General features: G+C 72.9%; 12 protein-coding genes. 6 read left to right on the plus strand and 6 right to left on the minus strand.

Going from position 1 to position 18,931, the window contains the following annotated elements; genetic code table 11:
* Window positions 1–35 precede the first annotated feature (35 nt).
* From WMF17_RS12375 to WMF17_RS12385, 3 genes are all read left to right on the plus strand, one after another.
* A complete protein-coding gene (locus WMF17_RS12375) occupies window positions 36–3,500 on the plus strand; it encodes a sigma 54-interacting transcriptional regulator (protein ID WP_437602242.1) in 3,465 nt (1,154 codons plus the stop codon).
* A gap of 4 nt (window positions 3,501–3,504) precedes the next feature.
* Complete coding sequence (locus WMF17_RS12380) at window positions 3,505–3,906, plus strand: hypothetical protein (protein WP_437649563.1); 402 nt, start codon at window positions 3,505–3,507, stop codon at window positions 3,904–3,906.
* 107 nt (window positions 3,907–4,013) lie between these two features.
* On the plus strand, window positions 4,014–6,221 hold the full coding sequence (locus WMF17_RS12385) for an ATP-binding protein (RefSeq protein ID WP_437602244.1): 2,208 nt from the start codon (window positions 4,014–4,016) through the stop codon (window positions 6,219–6,221).
* Window positions 6,222–6,289: 68 nt separating this feature from the next.
* Here WMF17_RS12385 and WMF17_RS12390 read toward each other — a convergent pair whose 3' ends face one another.
* Window positions 6,290–7,369 carry an L-erythro-3,5-diaminohexanoate dehydrogenase gene (locus WMF17_RS12390; protein WP_437602246.1) on the minus strand — a complete coding sequence of 360 codons (1,080 nt, stop codon included), beginning with the start codon at window positions 7,367–7,369 and terminating at the stop codon, window positions 6,290–6,292.
* A gap of 348 nt (window positions 7,370–7,717) precedes the next feature.
* On the opposite strand from WMF17_RS12390, the gene WMF17_RS12395 reads away from it, so the two are divergent.
* Window positions 7,718–8,647, plus strand: coding sequence for a DUF4388 domain-containing protein (locus tag WMF17_RS12395; RefSeq protein WP_437602247.1), 930 nt, complete (start codon window positions 7,718–7,720; stop codon window positions 8,645–8,647).
* 163 nt (window positions 8,648–8,810) lie between these two features.
* On the opposite strand, the gene hisD is transcribed toward WMF17_RS12395, so the two are convergent.
* On the minus strand, window positions 8,811–10,196 hold the full coding sequence (gene hisD, locus WMF17_RS12400; protein ID WP_437649564.1) for a histidinol dehydrogenase: 1,386 nt from the start codon (window positions 10,194–10,196) through the stop codon (window positions 8,811–8,813).
* Window positions 10,197–10,361: 165 nt separating this feature from the next.
* Here hisD and WMF17_RS12405 point away from each other — a divergent pair, with 165 nt between their 5' ends.
* The gene (locus WMF17_RS12405; RefSeq protein WP_437649566.1) at window positions 10,362–11,354 is read left to right on the plus strand and encodes a hypothetical protein; all 993 of its coding nucleotides are present in this window, start codon (window positions 10,362–10,364) and stop codon (window positions 11,352–11,354) included.
* 46 nt (window positions 11,355–11,400) lie between these two features.
* Here WMF17_RS12405 and WMF17_RS12410 read toward each other — a convergent pair whose 3' ends face one another.
* On the minus strand, window positions 11,401–13,320 hold the full coding sequence (locus WMF17_RS12410; protein WP_437602250.1) for a serine/threonine-protein kinase: 1,920 nt from the start codon (window positions 13,318–13,320) through the stop codon (window positions 11,401–11,403).
* A gap of 54 nt (window positions 13,321–13,374) precedes the next feature.
* Window positions 13,375–13,866 (minus strand): SMI1/KNR4 family protein, encoded by a 492-nt coding sequence (locus WMF17_RS12415; RefSeq protein ID WP_437490000.1) that lies wholly within the window; start codon window positions 13,864–13,866, stop codon window positions 13,375–13,377.
* Between the two features lie 240 nt (window positions 13,867–14,106).
* Between WMF17_RS12415 and WMF17_RS12420 the strand changes: the two genes are divergently transcribed.
* Window positions 14,107–14,922, plus strand: coding sequence for a uracil phosphoribosyltransferase (locus WMF17_RS12420; RefSeq protein WP_437579778.1), 816 nt, complete (start codon window positions 14,107–14,109; stop codon window positions 14,920–14,922).
* Between the two features lie 33 nt (window positions 14,923–14,955).
* Here the strand turns inward: WMF17_RS12420 and WMF17_RS12425 are convergent, their stop codons facing one another.
* Window positions 14,956–16,035, minus strand: coding sequence for a hypothetical protein (locus WMF17_RS12425; RefSeq protein WP_437602251.1), 1,080 nt, complete (start codon window positions 16,033–16,035; stop codon window positions 14,956–14,958).
* 10 nt (window positions 16,036–16,045) lie between these two features.
* Entirely contained in the window at window positions 16,046–18,895 is a 2,850-nt protein-coding gene (locus WMF17_RS12430; RefSeq protein ID WP_437602252.1) for a protein kinase domain-containing protein, read from the minus strand.
* Window positions 18,896–18,931: the final 36 nt, after the last annotated feature.

An 18,931-nucleotide genomic window follows, 5' to 3' on the forward strand; every position in this document is an offset into this window, starting at 1 on the left:
CGGTTTGCTCCCACCTCGCGCGTCGTGCTCGAGGTGTGGGGCGCTCGCTGATCTCGGCCGCGCATGCCGCGGATCGGGATCCCTGGCGCGACCTTGCGCTGCGCTGCGGGGTCGCCTCGGCGGACCCGGCCGCGGTCGCGCAGGGCATCAGCGCCGCCGCGCAGGGCGCGCTCCTGCTCGTCTCCGAGGGGGAGCCGACGAGCTGGGGGAGCCTCGTGCTGGAGGAGGTCTCCCGCCTCATCGCGGAAGGGTCGAGCTCCGCGCTGGTCATCGTGTGCAGCGACGCCGCGAGGCGGATGTGGACGAGCGCGATCACGATCGACGGCATCGCGTCGCCCGACGAGCTGCACCGCTTCTGGGAGGCGTTCGCGGCGGACGCGGAGCGCCGGGTCGTCGCGAAGCTCGACCGGCTCGACGCGCTCGAGGGCTGGTGCTCGGCCGTGCTGGCCGCGCCGGCCGAGCCGCGCCCCCTGCAACAGCAGCCGAGCCGCGATGCCAAGCGGCTGCTCGATCGGCTCGCGCTGAGCCAGCGGCCCTGGCCGACCGGGCAGCTCGGCCTGCTCGCGGCGCGACGCGCGGAGCAGGGGTCCGGGGCCGTCGTGCACCCCCTCGCCGGCGAGGAGCTCGCGGCCCTCGGGCTGATCGAGGCCGACGATCGCGGGTGGGTGGCGGCGCGGCGCGCGGCCGTCGACCCGGCCAGCGTCGACCCCGAGGACGTGCTCGCGGTCGCCGAGGCGCTCGAGGAGCTGTCGTCCGATCCGTGGAGCCTCTTGCGCGCGAGCGAGCTCTTCGCCTCGCTGGGCCGGGACGACCGCGCCGAGGCGGCGGCGACGCTCGCGATCTCCTCGGTCGGCGAGCCGTCGGCGCGCGCCGATTTCTGGCGGCGCTGGGCCCGATCGATGCGCTCGCTTTCCGGCTCGCCTCCCGGCGAGCGGCTGCTCCGGGCCGCGGAGCTCGCGCTCCGGCTCGGCGACGTCGAGTTCGCGATCGACTTCTCCTCGGCGGCGATGCTCGAGGGGGAGTCGTTCGCCGCGCTGCTCGTGCACGGCCGCGCGACGAGCGCGCGCGGCGACCTGACGACGGCCGCGATGGTGCTCTCGCGCGCGGTGGCCGCCGCGGCCACGCCCGCGGAGCGGTCGCGCGGCGCCGTGGAGGTGGCGGAGCTCTGCTGCAAGACGGGCGATCTCGAGGCCGCCGAGGCGCACGCGGAGGAGGGGCTCGCCGGCGCGGGCGAGACGATGACGCGCCTCCAGGCGCGCAACATCCTCGGCAAGCTGCTCCTCACGAAGCAGGCCTGGTCCGAGGCGGAGCGGCACTTCGCGGCCGACGCGTGGGAGGCCGCGCGCGCCGGTGAGCACGTGAGCGAGCTGCGCGCCCGGCTGAACCGCGCCATCGCGCTGCTCTCCAGGGGCCGGCTCGACGAGGCGCGCGCGATGCTCGCGGCGGTGCTCGACGACGGCGAGCGGCGCGGCGAGCGCGTGGCGACCGGCTACGCGCTCACGAACCTCGCGGTCATCGCCAACCTGAAGCACGAGTACCCGGAGGCCTTGCGCCTCTTCGAGCGCGCGATCGGCATCTTCCGCAAGATCGGCGACAAGGTCGCGCTCGTGAACCTCATCGCGAACCTCGCGGAGATCCGGCTCCAGCTCGGGCTCATCGAGGAGGCCGAGCAGGCGCTCGCGTTCGCGCGAAAGGTCTCCGGCCCTGGCATCCCCGGCGTGTGGATCACGCACGTGGCCTACGTCGCGGCGCAGATCCACCTCGAGCGCGGCCGCACCCACGACGCCGGGGAAGAGCTCCGCGCCGCCTTCACGTACGGCGCCGGCCCGAAGCTCGGCGAGTGCTACGCCGTCGCGGCGCGCATCGCGCTCGACGACGGCGACCTCCTGCTCGCCGCGCAGATGATCAAGGCGGCGCGCGCCGAGGCGAAGTCCGACCGCCACCTCGCCGAGGTCGCGCTGCTCGAGGCGCTGCGCGCGCGCGCCGCCGGCGAGCCGTTCGGGCAGCTCGCCGCCGAGGCGCTCGCGCTCTCACGGAAGGACCACGGCTGCGAGCGCGCCCTGGAGGCGCACGTGCTGCTCCACCACGCCTCCGCGTCCGGGGGTCGACCGCCGCGCGCGCCGGACGACGCCGCGGCCACGGGATCGCACCTCGCGGCGGCGACCCTGCTCCGCGATCGCATCGCCGCGTCGCTCCCTCCCGAGATCGCGCGCAGGTACCTCGCGCGCCGGACCTTCGCGGAGCTCGCCCGGCTGGAGGTGTGCGCGCGCATCGCCGCCGAGGCGGAGCCGAGGGGCTGCGAGCTGTGCGGATCGAGCGCGTGCACCGGGTGCGCGCGGGTCGCCGCGCGCGCGCACCGGCCGTCGGCCGTGGTCCCCGCGATCAAGCGGCTGGTGGGGACGGCGCCCGCGCTGCTCAGCCTGCTGCACCAGGTCGAGAAGGTCGGCGCGAGCGACGCGACCGTGCTGATCCACGGCGAGAGCGGCACCGGCAAGGAGCTCATCGCCGAGGCGATTCACGAGGCGAGCGGGCGGGGCGGGCCGCTGATCAAGGTGAACTGCGCCGCCCTGGTCGAGACGCTGCTGCTCTCGGAGCTGTTCGGACACGAGAAGGGGGCGTTCACCGGGGCGGCGTCGCGCCGTCGCGGGCGCTTCGAGATCGCCGAGGGAGGAACGCTGTTCCTCGACGAGATCGGCGATATCTCGCCGCGCACGCAGGTCGCGCTGCTCCGCGTCCTGCAGGACAGGACCTTCGAGCGGGTCGGGGGTGTCACCCCGCTGCGCGCCAACGTCCGGATCCTCTGCGCCACCCACCGCGATCTGCGTGCGATGGTCGCCCGGGGCGAGTTCCGGGAAGATCTCTACTATCGCCTCCAGCAGGTCGTCCTGGAGGTCCCGGCGCTCCGGCAGCGGCCGCGCGACGTGCCGGTGATCGCCGCGGCGATCCTGGAGCGGATCGCCGCCGAGCGCGGCACCGCGCCGAAGCGCCTCTCCGGCAGGTCCGTCTCAGCCCTCTCGCAGCACGCCTGGCCGGGCAACGTGCGCGAGCTCGAGAACGCCTTGCGCGCCGCGGCGATCTTCGCGGACGGCGAGGTGATCGATCTCGAGGACTTCACGGCGAACGTCGAGGGGCTGCGGGTCCTCGAGGCCCTGGAGCCGGCGAGCGCTCCGGCGACATCGAGGCATGGCATGCAGCCTGCTACTCCTGCCGCCGAGCCGTCGAGCGGTCCCCGCTCCTCGGCGCCGGAGCGGGCGGAGCCTGAGTCTCACCCCCCGTCGATGCCCATGGATCGCACGCCGCTGGAGCTCGCGTACGCGCATGTCCGAGGAGGGGTCAGCCTGAGCGACATGAAGCGCGAGATCGAGCGCGAGTGTATCGCCCGGGCGCTCGACGAAAGTCGCGGGAATATCACGCGCGCCGCGGTGCTCTTGGGTATGAAGAGACCACGTCTTTCCCAGCTTGTGAAACAGTATGGCTTTGGCGGGACGTCGGAGGATTGAAGTGATGCGACGTTGCAGGAGGGGTTGGCTGTCCGGGGGCCTCGCGCTTGCGCTGTCCGCCCCCGTGCTGCTCGCGGGGTGTGCGCTCGCACCCGGGGAGCGCGACGAGCAGGCGGGCGACGCGTGGAGCGAGCTCGATTCGATGACCTCCGACGAGGCGCTTGGATGGGGCGCTGACGGGGAGAACGTCGAGCGCGACGCCGACGCTCCCGTCGTCGATCCGGCGAATCGGCCGCAGCTCCGGCTGCGCGAGGCGGCGCATCCGTCCGCCGGCGAGGGGAGCTCGCGGACGCCCACGTACGCGCGGTCGAAGGACTCGCACATGCCGGAGCCGCTCCCCTGGCACGCCCAGGGGAGCACGGACGGCCGCGACAAGACCTCGTCCGAGAGCGACGGGACGCGCTGAGCCGCGGGCCGAGGCCGCGCCTTCGTCGCCGCGCCGCCGCACCCGGCGCCACGGCTCCCCGGCGCGTTTCGGGGTTGCCGCGCGGCGCGCTGCGGTAGCCTTCGCGCGTGGCGCCGCTCGGGATCGATCTCCGCACACGGACGACCCTGGTCTGCGGGGCCCTGGCCCTCGCCATCGCGGCCTCGACGCTGCTGCGAGGCCGCGTCCGGCGCGTCCACCTCTTCTTCGCCGCCTTCGCCGCCGACGTCGGGCTCTGGTACCTCTCCCAGTCGCTCTTCGGCTTCTTCCAGGCCTCCATCTGGGAGCGCTTCACGGCGATCCTCGCCGTGCTGCTCCCGCAGTTCGCGCTGCAGCTCTTCGAGGCGATGATCCCCCACGACGGGGACCGGCGCTCGCGCCTGCTCCGGTTCGCGGGGGTGCTCGTCATCCCGCTGTTCATCCTCGCGCTGATGAGCCGGGAGCCGGGCTCGTGGCTCGACTGGCTCACGCGCGGCTGCATCTTCCTCTACGTCTTCGCGCTGCTCACCGCGGGGCTGTACACGCTCGGCCAGCGCGGCAAGCAGAGCTCCTCGCGCGCGACGCAGCGGCGCGTGCGGTTCCTCGTGGTGATCGGCGCGCTCGCCGCGCTCGCCAGCGTCGCCGACTTCGCCTGGTTCCTCGGCGCGGAGCCGCCGCCCGTCGGCGCGGCGCTCTCGATCGTGTTCCTGTTCGTCCTCGCCCAGGCCCTGCGGCACGAGCGCCTGCTCGACGCCTACGAGATGCTCGCGCGCCTGCTCGTCGCCACGGCGGTCGCGTTCCTGATCGCGCTGATCTTCTATCTCCTGCTCACGTTCATCGGCGGCTTCAACACGATGTACCTGAACGCGGTGCTCGCCGCGATCGTGATCCTGGTGCTCTTCGATCCGCTGCGGGAGCGGGTCGAGGAGCAGCTCCAGCGCCTCTTCTTGCGCGAGCGCTTCGATCTGGATCGATCGCTCGCGGAGGCGCGGCGTCGTCTCGTGCACACGCTCGAGGTCGAGGAGATGGGCTCGATCGTGATGAGCGCGCTCGAGCAGTCGCGCCGGGTCACGGCGGCGGCGCTCTACCTGCGCGATCAGGACGGGACGGGCTTCGACCGCCTCACCTCGCTCGGGCCGCGGGTCCCCGAGCGGATCGAGGTGGCGACGGCGCGGGCGCTGCTCGATCGCCTCGATCGCGGGCCGCTCGCGATGGAGGAGCTCGAGCGCGAGGCGCGCGAGCGGCGGGCGCGCCGCAGCCGCAGCGACGCGGACGACGACGGCAACTTCGCGAGGCGGACGGAGGTGCGGCCCCAGGTCCCCGAGGACGCGGTGCTCGCGGCGGCCGAGGTGCTCGGCAGCCTCTGCTCGGGCGTGGTGCTGTGCGCGCGCGATGAACAGGGCGAGCCGATCGGGCTCCTCGTCGTGGCGGACACCCGCGTGCGCGACGCGTTCTCGCCCGAGGAGCTGACCCTGCTCGAGACGCTCGCCGCGCAGATCGGCGTCGTCCTGGAGAACTCGCGCCTCTACGCGCAGATGAAGGAGCGAGACCGGCTCGCGCTCCTCGGCCAGATGGCGGCCGGGCTCGCGCACGAGATCAGGAACCCGCTCGGCGCGATCAAGGGGGCGGCGCAGCTGCTCGCCGATCCCGTGCCGGAGACGCAGATCGATCCGGCGTCGCGCGAGTTCATCGGGATCATCCTCGAGGAGGTCGATCGGCTCGACCGCGTCGTGGGCTCGGTGCTCGATCTCGCGCGGCCGGCGCAGGGCTCGGTCGTCCCGACCGACGTGAACGCGATCGTGCGCCGCACCCTGCAGGTGCTCTCGATCGAGCGCAGGAACGACCAGCTCGAGGTCGAGGTCACGCTGGACCCTGATCTCCCCCGGGTCGCCATCGATCCCGAGCAGCTGCGGCAGGTGCTGATGAACCTGTTCCGCAACGCCGTCCAGGCCATGAAGGGCCGGGGCAAGGTGGTCATCTCCACGCGCGTCCGCTTCGGCCGCGGCACGCGGCCCGGCTCCGGCTCGGACGAGCCGTTCGTCGAGCTCAACGTCACCGACAACGGCCCGGGCATCTCCCAGAAGGTGCTCGCGAACATCTTCCTGCCGTTCTTCACCACGAAGGACAAGGGGACGGGGCTCGGGCTGTCGATCAGCCAGCGCATCGCGCAGAGCGCCGGCGGCCGCATCGAGGTCCGCTCGTATGAAGGGAAGGGGAGCACCTTCGCCGTGATCCTCCCGGCCGCCGTCGACAAGCTGGGCGCGCCGGCGCCGGCGCTCTCGGCGGTCGAGCCGACGGCTCAGAATCGGCCCGGCTGAAGCTGGCGCCGCGGTGTCTCCGGCGGCGCCGAGGCGCGCGCCCGCTCGCGCTGCGCCGCCGCGTGCGCTCAGCCGTAGCGCGACGACATGAGCCCCGCGAGCGCGGGGCGCTCGCGCACGAGCGCGAGCGTGTGATCGGCGTGCCCGTGCGCGTAGCCGTTGCCGATGTAGAGGTCCACGTCCTTGCCGATCCCCTCGGCGCCGAGGGCGGCGGCGGTGAAGCTCGTGCTCATCGCGAAGAAGTACGTCTTGCCGCGGTCGCGCGTGGCGACGATCGCGCTGAGCTCCACCCCGGGGACGTTCACGCAGGAGAGCGTGAGATCGGCGCCCGCGCCGCCCGTGAGCGGCAGCACGGCGTCGCGCACCGCGAGGGGGTCGCGCGCGTCGACGACCGCGACGTGGTCGCAGAGCGCGAGCGCGCGCAGGTCGGCGGCGAACTCCGGAGACGCCTCGATCCCGATCACGCGCCCGCCGCGGCCGACGCGGCGCCGCGCCTCGGCCGCGCACAGGAGACCCGACTTCCCGCCCGCGCCGAGCACCGCCACGGTGTCGCCTGGGCCGGCGAGGCGCGCCACCTGGGGCGCCGCGCCCGCGACGTCGAGCAGCGCGAGGGCGAGCCGCTCGGGCATGTCGGTCGGCATCCGCGCGAGCGGCGCCGACGCGAAGAGGATCGCGGTGCCCTCGACGTCGATCTGCGCGGACGCGGGCCGCACGGCGACGATCCGGCGGAGCGAGAGCGGCGTCAGCGACAGCGACGCGAGCGTCGCGATGCGGTCGCCGACGGCGACGCCGCGGTGCGCTGCCAGCGAGCCGACCCGGCGCACGACGCCGAGCAGCATGCCGCCCGAGCCGGTGACCGGGTTGTGCTGCTTGCCACGGCGCGCCACGGTCTCGAGGACGAGCCGCGCCACGCCGTCCGGGCTGCCGGAGGCATCCTCCATCTGACGGAAGCTCGCTGCGTCGATGTTCAGCGTCTCCACATCGACGACGAGCTCGGTCTCGAAGCTCCGCGAGGCGTCGGCGTCCAGCCGCTCTGCCGGCTGCGGCAGGGCCCCCGGTGGATCGAGCACGCGGTGCGTGCCGAGCGGATCACCTGCAGCAAGGGGGCGTTGCGTCGCTTCGTAGCTCACGCCGAGGCCGTTCAACATGCCGGGCCTGAAAGCAAGGGCAATAGGCCGAGCGGCCGCTGTCCCTGCGGCCGAGGCCGCCCGGCGCCCCGCCGAAAAAGACCCGGAAGCCGGCCGCCCGGGCGACGTGAAGCGGCCTGTTTCCCGCAGATTTGGATGCATTTGCGCCCCTTCGGGCGCCGCGCGGGCGGGCCTCCGAGGGGGCTCAGGGGAGGGGGGAGGGCCGGGGGCAGCGCGCTGCGTTAGGACGAACGAGCCAACTCATTTGAAAGAACCGCCCGGATCTCTTGACCATCTTTGCCGGGTGAAACTAGACTTTGCCCCCTGCTGGCGCTCGCGTAGCGCCCGAAGGTTTCTACTCCCCCTGCGATGGATAACCACGCTCCCAAGGTGTCGGCAACGCGGCAACTGGCGTTGCGCTTCATCTCCGGGAAGTACCAAGGCGGCGAATTCCCCCTCGGGGAGCAGCAGGAGATCGTCGTGGGTCGCTCCAGCGACCTCGACATGGTCCTCGTCGAGGACATGGTCTCCCGGCGCCATGCCCGGATTGCCTGTACCGAACAGCAGATCGTGATCGAGGATCTCGGCTCGACGAACGGCACGTTCGTCAACGGCGAGAAGATCAAGAAGACGACCCTGAAGGAGGGCGATCGGGTGCTCATCGGCACCAGCATCCTCAAGGTCGTCTCCACCGATCCGAGCGCGCCCCCGGCGCGCCGCCGGATGGACGAGCCCTCGCTCAGGAGCGGTCAGACCCGGTCGATGTCTGGGTCGATCGACGAGATCCCGCTCCCCGATCTGCTCCAGCTCTTCGGCACATCGAAGAAGAGCGGAGTCCTCGTCGTCCGTTCCGACGACGACGTCGGCAAGATCTACCTGCGCAAGGGCATCGTGACCTTTGCGACGATCAACGATCTGACCGACGTCCCGCCGCTCAAGAGCGTCTACCGGATCCTGACGTGGGTCGGCGGGACGTTCGATCTGGAGCCGGCCGAGGAGCGGGTCATGACCGGCGAGATCAGCGCGACGGTGCAGGAGCTCCTCATGGAGGGGCTCCGGCAGATCGACGAGCTGAACAACATCCGCCACCAGCTCCCGGATCTGTCGGCGCGTCTGGTCATTCCCCAGCCGCTCAAGCCGCTGCTCCGCGATCTCTCGCCCGTCGATCTGGACGTCCTCCAGGTCGTCTACAACCACGGGCACCTCGCGATGGTCCTCAACAAGAGCCCCGCGACGGATCTGGAGACCGCGCAGTCCGTGCTGAAGTTGATCAACGGGGGCTACCTCCGCGTCGAGTGAGCCCGCGCGCCCTGGGGGGCGGCGGGCGATCACGCGGCTGCCGCCGAGGGGAACGGGGCGCGCCGAGGCAGGCGCAGGAGCTAGCGCGTGCTCGAAGCGCGCACGCCGCCGTCCAGGCGCCGCGCTTCGGTGGGCGCGGCGCGCTCGACGGCAGCGCGAGGCGTCAGGATCGCGGCGCGCCGCGCTTCGCTGCCGGGCCTTCGGCCGCGATCGCGAGGCGGAGCGACACGGCGCGGGCGTGCGCCTGCAGGCCCTCGGTCTGCGCCAGCTTCTCGATGGTCGGGCCCTGCGCCTGCAGCGCCGCGCTCGAGTAACGGATGAGGCTGGCGCGCGTCACGAAATCGTAGACCCCGAGCGGCGATCCGAAGCGGGCCGAGCCCCCGGTGGGGAGCACGTGGGAGGGCCCCGCGAGGTAGTCGCCCGCGGCGACCGGGGTGAGGCTGCCGAGCAGCGCCGCGCCGAGCGTGCCGATCTCGGAGAACAGCCCCTCGGCGTCGGTGACGTGGAAGGCGACGTGCTCGACCGCGAGCTGATCCGCGACCTCGGCGAGGCGAGCGCGCGAGCCGACGACGAGCGCAGCGGCGTGCGTCGAGAGCGACGCCTGCACGATGGTGCGCCGCGTGAGCTCGGGGAGCGCTGCGTCGAGCTCGCGCGCGACCGCCTCCGCCAGCTCGACCGAGGTCGTCGCGAGGAGAGCGTAGGACGCCTCGTCGTGCTCGGCCTGCGAGAGCAGATCGGCCGCGACGAGCCGCGGATCGGCGGTCTCGTCGGCGAGCGCCAGGATCTCGCTCGGCCCGGTGATGCCATCGATCGACACGTCGCCGAAGACGAGCCGCTTCGCGCAGGCGACATAGGCGTTACCGGGCCCCACGATCTTGTCGACCGACGCGAGCTCCGGGAGCCCGTACGCCATGGCCGCGATCGCCTGCGCTCCCCCCGAGTCGAGCAGCGTCGTCACGCCGGAGAGGTGCGCCGCGGCGAGCGTGGCGTCGTCGGCCGCCGGGCTCGCGAGGACGATCTCACGCACGCCGGCGATGCGCGCGGGGATGGCCGACATCAGCACGCTCGAGGGGTAGCGGGCCTTGCCGCCCGGCGCGTAGACGCCGACCCGACGCAGGGGGCGTACGCGCATGCCCAGGAGGACGCCCTCGTCCTCGTAGCTGAAGCCGGCTTGCAGCGGGGGCCCGTTCGCCGCGGCGTCCGCGGGCCCGAGGTCGCCCGCGTCGCGCTGTCGCTCATGGTAACGCGCGATCCTCGCAGCCGCGGTCTCGAGCGCGGCGCGGACGTCCGGCGGCAGCCGCGCGAGCGCTTCGGCCCCGCCGAAGCCGCCTTCCGCCTCGGGCCCCGCATGGCGGACGAGCGCCTTCGACGTCCTCCGCTCGAACGTCTCGATGTAGCGGAGGACGGCGGACATGCCCCCGCGCCGCACGTTGTCGATGATCTCGGTCACCGCAGGCGTGACGTTCGCGAGATCGCCCGTGCCGCGGGTGCGCAGGGCAGACAGGGTGGAATCGAACTCAGGCGAACCTTCGATGTAGATGGGCAGCATGGCTTGATGTGGACCGGCGCGGCGGAATCTCCGCGCGGACGGCGACACCCCGTACCACACCACCCCGGCCGCCGGTACGTCGGCCGCGCCCCCCGGGCGCCGCGCGCACGGCCGCGCGTCGCTCCGTGAGTTTCCCGGCCCGAGCGGATCGGGTAGGGTCGCCCCATGCGGTCCGGCTCGTTCGGCCTCGCCCCCACCGCGCTCTCGATCGTGCTGCTCGCGCTCGCGCCGGCGGTCCTCATCGGGTGCCCGGAGAACTCCTGCTTCCTCAAGATCTGCCAGGGCAGCAGCTGCCGCTGCTCGATCTCGTCGTGCAGCGACGGAGCTGCCTTCGACACAAACCAGAACCGCTGCCGTTGCCTGAAGGGCTACCTCGCGATCGCGGGCCAGTGCCTCACGCCCCAGGCGGCGAACGCCTACTGCGGCGTCGGTCGCCACTACGAGGCCGGCGGGTGCGCCCCCGACCGCTGTCGGCCAGGCGACGAGATCGACCAGAGCACAGGCTTCTGCGTGTCGCGCGAGCAGGTGGCGACAAACGCCGGGGTCCCCATCGGCGCCGGGCAGAAGCTCGGATGCCCGCCCGGCCAGGAGCTCATCGTCGACGGCTCGACCGCCGCGTGCGTCCCGCTCTCGCAGACCTGCGCGCGCGACGAGGTCTGGACCGGTCAAGCTTGCGCCAAGGTGGGGCGATGCCCGACGGGCGCGATCTGGGACCCCGCGCTCGCTCAGTGCGTCCAGTACGCGCAGGGCTCGGGCGACAGCGGGCTCACGGTCAACGTCGGACAGTGGGCGTCGGCGAACTACGGCCCGAACGGCGGCATGGGCACGAGCGGCTTCTGCGGAGCCTTCGCGAAGAAGCCGCACAGCTTCGGGATCGTCGAGGGCGCGTCGGCCTACGTCCGCATCACGGTGATGATGTCCTTCCCGGAGAGCGAGATCGCCCGCGGCGTCGCGCAGGCCGTGACGGTGTTCGACGCGAGCGGGAACCCGGTTCCGCCGCGCGGCGCCGCGGAGGTCGATGCAGCGGCGCGCAACATCTTCGGCACGCTCGTCCTCGGGGGCGGGCGAGCGAGCGCGCCGACGTCGTCGACCACCGTCCGGTGCGCGGTCATCCACGCCGGAAAGCCGCAACCCGTGCCCGCCGTCGGCGGCCTCTGAGCCCCGTTTGGCGAAGGGGATGCCGGGAGAGGGCGCGCCCGGGGGGTCACGTCCTCGATAGCGTGCTCACGACGCGCGTGGCTGGGAGCGCGCTGAGGCCGACGCAGCTCACGACCCTGCCGCGCTCGATCACGAAGTTGCTCGTGGTTGGCTCGATCTTCGCGAACTCGACGCTCAGGCGCGTCCCGTCGAAGCTCGCGCGCAGGGGACGGCCCTCCACGTCGCTGCGGACGTCCTGGCAGGTGCCGCGCGAGCGGGCCGGATCGAACTGGCGTGACTCGGGCGCGATGAAGCGGAGCCGGTCCTCCACGGCGAACACCCCGCTCTCGCCGGGGATCTCGCGCAGCGAGAAGCGGGCCTCGCCCTCCGTATAGTCCTGCGGGGTGAACTGCTCCGGGCGGCGGACCCGGAACTCGAGCGCCTCGCCGGCCAGCACGGCCTCGAGCTCGCGCCCGTTGCCGACCCACAGGCCCGTCAGGCCGGCGAGCGGCGACGGCTGCGGCTGCTCCGCGCTCGCCTCCGCGGCGGCGCTGCTCGCGCTGGCTGCCGGGCGCGATTGCTGCGAGGCACCCCTCCGGCGGCCGTCGCGCGGCCTGTCGAGCACGCCCAGCGCGAGCAGCGCAGCCGCCCCGCCGAACATCACGAGCGCCCCGGCGCCGATCGCGAGCCGCGAGCCCCGCGCCCGCTGCGACCCGGCCGGCCTGCTCGCCAGCGCCGCGCCCGACGGCGATCGCGCCACGTCGCGGACCTCGTCGACTGTCGTGGCGGCGGGCGGCGGCGGGCGGCTCGACACGCCGAGCGGCGCCGAGGTCACGGGCGACGCAGGGCGGGCGGTCGCGTCGAGCGCCGCGAGCATCTCCTCGCAGCTGACGAAGCGATCCGCCCTGTCCTTGGCGCACGCCTTCTGCAGGAACACGTCGAGCTCCGGAGGGACGTCGTGACGCACGGCGCTGACGCTGGGGAGCGGCACCTCCGCGTGCAGCCGCATGATCTCGATGTCGCTCTCGGCGTCGAACGGCACCCGCCCGACCAGCATCTCGTAGAGCACGACGCCGAGCGCGTAGATGTCCACCCGCTTGTCGAGATCGCGGCGCCCGAGGACCTGCTCCGGCGACATGTAATAGAGCGATCCGATGATCCCCTTGGTCATCCCGCGCCCCGCGAGCGCGTCCGCCTCGGCCTTGGCGATGCCGAAGTCGGTGACCTTCGCGACGCCGTCCTTGCCGCGGAGGAGCACATTCGCCGGCTTGAGGTCGCGGTGGATCACCCCCTCGCGGTGCGCGGCCGCGATGCCGGAGGCGATCTGCCGGAAGATCGAGAGCGCCTCGGGCAGCGGCATCGGCCGGCGCTCGTCGGCATACCTGGCGAGCGCCTGCTCGAGGCTCTCCCCGTCGATGTACTGCATGACGAGCCAGAGGTCGTCCCGCTCCGCGACCACGGCCTTCAGGTGGACGACGTTCGGATGATCGATCTGCGCCAGCGCGCGGCCCTCGGCGAGCGTCCGCGCGCGCACGTCGGGCCGGTGCCCGAGCTCTTGCCGCACCGCCTTCAGGACGACGTGCAGCCCGGTGTGGACGTCCCGGGCGAGATAGACGACCCCCATGCCGCCCTCGCCGAGCACCCGCTCGACCACGTACTTCTGATCGACGAGCGTCCCCGCCGGCAGGTGACCCCCCGGTAGGCGCCGCGGGAGCGAGCCCGCCAGCGGCGCTGGGACGACGTGCGGCGCCGCCGCGGGCCCGCTCGCACCGCCGGCCCCGAAGGCCGGTAGGCTGACCCGGCGCGCCGGGTCCTCGGGCAGCAGCGCCTCCAGCAGCGGTTGCCCAGGGACGGTCGCCCGCGCGCCGGGCGCAGGGAGCGCCGAGGGGGCCGCGCCGGGGTGCTTCGCGGCGATCGGCGCGCCGCACGCCACACAGAACCGGGCAGTGTCCGGGTTCTCCGCGCTGCAAACCGGGCACCTGGCCATGGCACGGTCAGCTCGATCCACGGCGCCCGCGAGCAGCGCGCCGTGGACGCCACGTCATGTCCAGTGACCCGCGCGGAGGGCCGCGGAGTCGATCGTCTTGATCTTCGGCGCGAGCGTCTCGCGGAAGATGGCCTCGTCGTCGTCGTCGAGGCCGCTCTCTCCGAAGCCGGAGGCGACCTCCATCGAGGTCGCGAGGATGCGAAGGAATTGCTGGAAGCTCGACGCGCAGAGCTCCGGCTTGAGCGCGTCGATCCCGGTCATGCAGGTGAACACGGGGCAGTCTCCCTCGGCGTCGAGCTTCGAGATGTCGAGGAAGTAAGGGTCTCCCAGGAGGGCGCTGCGCGCGATCAGGATCCAGCTCTTGCGCCAGCCCGCGAGGGAGCTGTCGCCGCCGCTCGCTTGCTGCTCGGCCGTGAGCTTCTCCGAGGGGATGAGGCGTACGCGCTCGACCGGAGTCACCGTCTCGACATCGAGCGGGTCGGCCTCCTGCAGGAAAGCGCGGTACCTGGCAGGCACGCGCAGCGTCCTGCGCAGCTCTTCCACCACCGCCGGAGCCGCCTTTCCGAACCTCGCTGGGATACCTCTTCGGACAAAGGCATCCTTGAGCGCCGTAACCGACTCGGCAAGGTCGCTATCCACCGAACATCCCTTCCTTTGCAAGTCCACCGGACAGCCCGCTGGGCGGGCGCCCTCATCGCTTCGAAAACCGCTTCGCTCCCGGGGAGAGCACCGGTGCGCACCCGGAGGAATAACCCGCGCCGGGTCAGGTAGTGTAACAGAAAAACGATGGTCGACGTTGCGTACGCTGAGAGTCGATTCCGGCCCCCGGAAATTGCGCACCGATACGGTCCTGGCGTGCACCTTCTCGATGATCCGCTCGCGTGGACTCTGCTGGCTCGCGCTTGCTCCCCGGAAACGGTTCAGCCCGATGTCGGGCGTCTCGTCGGCTTTCTCTACCAGAACCTGGCGCGCGCCGTCCTCGCCACCGAGCTGGAGCGCACCCGCGTCGACGTCCCGACCCGGATGATCTCGTCCCATCCGGAGGCCATCTATCGCGGCGCCGCGCTGTCCCGCGCGACAAAGGTCGTCACCGTGGGCATCGCGCGCGCCGGGACGATGCCCTCCCAGGTCGTCTACGAGCTCCTGAACGAGGTCCTCGACCCCGCGCTGGTGCGGCAGGATCACCTGTTCATGAGCCGGCAGACGAACGAGCAGGGCGAGGTCGTCGGCGCGACCTGGCACGACGCCAAGATCGGGCGCGACGTCGAGGGGCGCCACGTGCTCTTCCCCGATCCGATGGGCGCCACCGGCTCGTCGATGGTCAGCGCCCTGACGTATTACAAGACCGCGCTCGAGGGGCGGCCGGCCAAGTGCGTGGCCATGCACCTCATCGTGACGCCCGAGTACATCCGCCGCGTCACCGAGGCCCACCCGGACGCCATCATCTACGCGCTCCGGCTCGATCGCGGCCTCTCGCCGGCGCGCGTGCTCAAGACCGAGCCAGGCACGCACTGGGACGAGGAGCGCGGCCTGAACGCCATCCAGTACATCGTCCCGGGCGCCGGCGGCGTCGGCGAGATCCTCAACAACGCCTGGCTGTGAGCGAGCGGCCATCGCCGCCCCCGGCGCGCGCCGTCAGCGACCGCGCTTCGAGCGGCGGTTGTGACCGGCGGCGAGCGCGCGGTAGTCGATGGCGGCGTGCGGCCGGCTCATGGCGGGGCGCAGATCGCTGCAGAGCCGCGTGAGCTCCGCGACCATCGCGCCGAGGTCGCTCGCGCCGGCGGCCCTGCGCTGCGCGAGCTCGCCGTAGGCGGCCTCGAGGGACGCGATGCCCTTGCCCGAGACGTGCCCGCGGCGGGACAGGTCGACGTAGCTCCGCGCGAGCGCGACGCTGTCGAAGTTGTGGGCGACGACAAGAGCCTGCGCGACGCGGAGCACGGCGTGCGCGGCGATCCGGTCGTCCTCGTGGAGCACGAAGGCCGCCTGCAGGTAGTTGTAGAAGGGGACGACCCGGTCGCCGAAGATCCGGAAATCCGAGGGGGATGACTGCCGATCGAGGTGGATCAGGATGCGCTCGACGACGGGGCCCTTCTCGACGTAGCTCGCGAACCGGGTCGCATCGAGGATCGTGTCGTCGTAGGCGTGCCCGAGCCGCATCACCTCGCCGAGCTCCAGCGGGGTGACCCTCCCCTCGCAGACGTCGGCGTACAGCGAGTAGACGAACGCGTCGGCCTCGGCGTCGTCGCCGAGGAGCACCTCGCGGATGAGCGCGCCGTCCGGGGCGCGCTGGCTCGGGAGCTGGCAGCGGCGCTGGAGCAGCGCGGGCAGCTTGTAGCCGAGCTGCCCGCGCAGCGCGCGGAAGCGCAGCCGGAGGATGTTCTGCAGGTTGGGCTTCAGCGTGAGCGACGCCCAGCGCGCGCCGTCGAGCCGCAGCTTCTGCTCGATGCGGGAGCGGAGCTGCTCCGGGCTGCCCGAGAGGATGTGGGTCTCGACGCCCGCGCGGCCGAGCTCGCGCAGGAGCGACCCGGCGCCCGGCACGGTGCGCTTCTGATCGGGCCGCTCGATCGCGGTCCGCACGAGGTCGCGCAGCGTCTCGAAGTCCGTCCTGAGGTAGGTCTTGTCGAGGTCCCACCGCGCGATGAACGGCGCGCGCTCCGCGGGCGCCGCGGCGTTCGCCGGAGATCGGGACCCTTGCGCTCGCTCCTCGCTGTTCACCGGTTCTCGCTCAGCGCGTCATCCACTCGCGCCGCATCTTGTCGAGCGACTGCACCACGTCGCTGTCGGCGCTCTGCCGGGCGAGGTCCATCGCCTCCCGGAGATACATCGACGCCTCGCTCGTGCGCTCGCGCTGGTGCGCCACGTGCGCGAGCGCGCCCAGGACGAGCGCGCGGTCGGGGCCGCCGGGGCCGGCGAGATCGAGCGCCTCGCGCAGCACGCCGTCGGCGTCGGTGAGATCGTCGGCGCGCGCGAGCGCCTCGCCCAGCTTCCGGCTGAAGATGAGGACGGCGCGCACCGGATCGTCGAGCTCGCCCCGGAAGATCTCCCGCCGCGCCAGATCGAGGCCGCGGCGCAGCGCGAGCACGCTGCCGGCGGTGTCCCCGCGCGCGGCCGCGCGATCCGCCGCCTGCTCGAGCAGCATCAGCGCGACGAACGCGTTCTGCGAGTGGTAGGCGTGGATCGCCTGCACCTCGATCGGCAGCGCGAGCGGGTCGCCCGCGCCGTCGAAGGTCGCCTTGGCGTGCAGATCGCGCCGGACGCCGGCCGGGATCGTCGCGAGCGTCACGTCGCGGAGCAGCGGGTGAGCGGTGCGGATGCCGCTCGCCTGCTCCTCGATCATGCCCGCCGCGACGAGCTTGCCGAGCAGATCGTCGAAGGCGCGGATGTCCGGGAGCAGGCGCTGCAGCGTGGCCCGATCCGCCGCGTCCCCGATGACCGTGAGCGCCTGCAGCGTGCGGCGCGCGTCCTGCGGCAGCCGCTCGATCCGCGCGGCGACGAGATCGGCCATCCGCGCGGGCGGATCGCTGCCCCCCTCGAGGGTGTAGCGGACCAGCTGGTCGATGTAGAGCGGCGGCACCGTCGCGGCCTCGCCGCCGAGGCCGGCCGGGGTCGCCGCGCTCGGCGGCAGGCCCAGCGCGGCCTGATCGGCCGCGCCGTCCGCGGGCTCGCGCCGCGGCGACGGCCGCGCCCCGCCCGCGCTCTGCGGCGTCTTGCGGGCGGCGCGGTGATCGAGGCTCATGCTGCTCCGGAGGAGCGAGAGCGCGATGTCCTTCGGCAGGCCGCCGAGCGCGCGCACGGCCCCGCCCCACTCCGGCTCGAAGCCGGGCGTGTGGCTGGCGACGATGAGCAGCGCCGCGAGCGGCGGCTCCGCGATCACATCGGCGAAGGCGTTCCGGCTCGCGCCGTCGACGGCGTGCAGATCGTCGACCGCGAGCAGGACCCGGTGCGGGAAGGCGGACTGCTGCGCGCGTGAGAGCGCCCAGCGCAGCGCCTCCGCGGCGATGAAGCGGCGATCGTCGGGCGACAGGCCGCCCACGGCCGGCTTGTTCCAGGCGTTCCTGCGCACGTCGGTCGCGCGGTCACCCTTGCCGAAGATCTCGAGCAGCCCGCGCCGCGCCTCCGGCGTCGCGCCGTTCCAGTTCGACGCGTTGCCGCCGTCGGGCGGGAGCTCGGCGAGGCCGGCGATCGCCCAGCGGAGCGCGTAGTAGCCGACCTCGGCGCCCCACGGGTCCGGGCCGGTCTGGATGACGACGTCGCCCCGGCTCGCGGCGACGTCGAGGAACTCGCGGAGCAGCCGGGTCTTGCCGACGCCGTGATCGCCGACGATGCGCGCGGCGACGACCGAGCCCTCGACGTCGGCGAGGCAGGCGTCGAGCCACGCGAGATCGTCCTCGCGCGCGGCGAACGGCAGCGGGAGCGGGGGGGCCGAAGGCGCGCGATCGCGCCGCGCGGTCGGGGGCGCCGCGCCCGCCGCGGCGCGCGGCGCCGGAGCCGGCGAGTGCGGCTGCGCGATCCTGGCGCCGCACTCGCCGCAGAACTTCTGTCCGCGCGGCACGATGGCGCGGCAGGCGGCGCAGATGACGGTCGCCTCGGCGAACGAGAAGCGGCCGGAGGGCGTGTCGAACGTCCCGACCGCCGCGCGCAGCGCGGCCGAGAACTCGTCCGCGGTCTGGTAGCGCCGCGCGGCGTCCTTCTCGAGCGCCCGCAGGGTGAGCTCGACGAGCGGCTCCGGGATCTCGCGCTCCGGCGCGATCAGGGCGGGGTCGGGCGGGGGCAAAGAGAGGTGCATCAGCACGACCTGCGTCGGCGACTCCGCCTCGAAGGGGAGCCGGCCCGTGAGCAGCTGGAACAGGATGACGCCGCACGCGTAGAGGTCGCTCCGCGCGTCGATCGGGTCGCCGCGGCCCTGCTCCGGGGCCATGTAGTCCGGGGTCCCGCAGACGATGCCGGGGCTCGTGATGTTCGTCGGCGTGACCTCTGCCTTCATCTTCGCGAGGCCGAAGTCGACGACCTTCACGAAGTCGCCGCCCGAGCGCATCTTCTCGAGCACGATGTTCTCGGGCTTGAGATCGCGATGGATGATGCCGAGGTGGTGCGCCTCGGCCAGCGCCGCGAGCACCTGGCAGAGGATGTCGATGATGCGGCGGAAGGGGAGCGGGCCGTCCTCGTAGACCACGCGGGCGAGGTCGCGCCCGCGCAGGAACTCCATGACGAGGTAGAGCTGCCCGCCGTTCTTGCCGAAGTCGATGACCCCGACCGAGTTCGGGTGGTTGAGGCGGCTCGCAGCGCGCGCCTCGGTGATGAACCGGACCGACGCGCTCTCGTCCCCGAGCAGGTGGGGGTGGATGATCTTGACGGCCACCGTGCGCCCCAGGGCCTTCTGCTCGGCCCTGTACACGCGGCCCATGCCGCCCACCCCGACGAGCTCCAGGATCACGTAGTTGCCTGGGAGCGTCGTCCCGATGAGCGGATCGTCGGACGTCCGGTTGAACTCCGAGATGGGGAAGCCGCAGACCGGGCAGAATTTGTGCGCCTGCTCGCACGGATTCGCGCATTGCGGGCAGACCACTGTGGACACGCGCGGGACCTTACCACGTTCGGGATAGCGATTGGA

This window comes from Sorangium sp. So ce362 (assembly GCF_051519845.1).
In the GTDB taxonomy this organism is placed as follows: Bacteria; Myxococcota_A; Polyangia; order Polyangiales; family Polyangiaceae; genus Sorangium.

Coding starts and splice junctions, on each gene's coding strand:
- WMF17_RS12395 (WP_437602247.1), top strand. CDS start 7,718: ATGGATAACCACGCTCCCAAGGTGTCGGCAACGCGGCAACTGGCGTTG.
- WMF17_RS12410 (WP_437602250.1), bottom strand. CDS start 13,320: ATGGCCAGGTGCCCGGTTTGCAGCGCGGAGAACCCGGACACTGCCCGG.
- WMF17_RS12380 (WP_437649563.1), top strand. CDS start 3,505: ATGCGACGTTGCAGGAGGGGTTGGCTGTCCGGGGGCCTCGCGCTTGCG.
- WMF17_RS12420 (WP_437579778.1), top strand. CDS start 14,107: ATGGTCGACGTTGCGTACGCTGAGAGTCGATTCCGGCCCCCGGAAATT.
- WMF17_RS12390 (WP_437602246.1), bottom strand. CDS start 7,369: ATGTTGAACGGCCTCGGCGTGAGCTACGAAGCGACGCAACGCCCCCTT.
- WMF17_RS12405 (WP_437649566.1), top strand. CDS start 10,362: ATGCGGTCCGGCTCGTTCGGCCTCGCCCCCACCGCGCTCTCGATCGTG.
- hisD (WP_437649564.1), bottom strand. CDS start 10,196: ATGCTGCCCATCTACATCGAAGGTTCGCCTGAGTTCGATTCCACCCTG.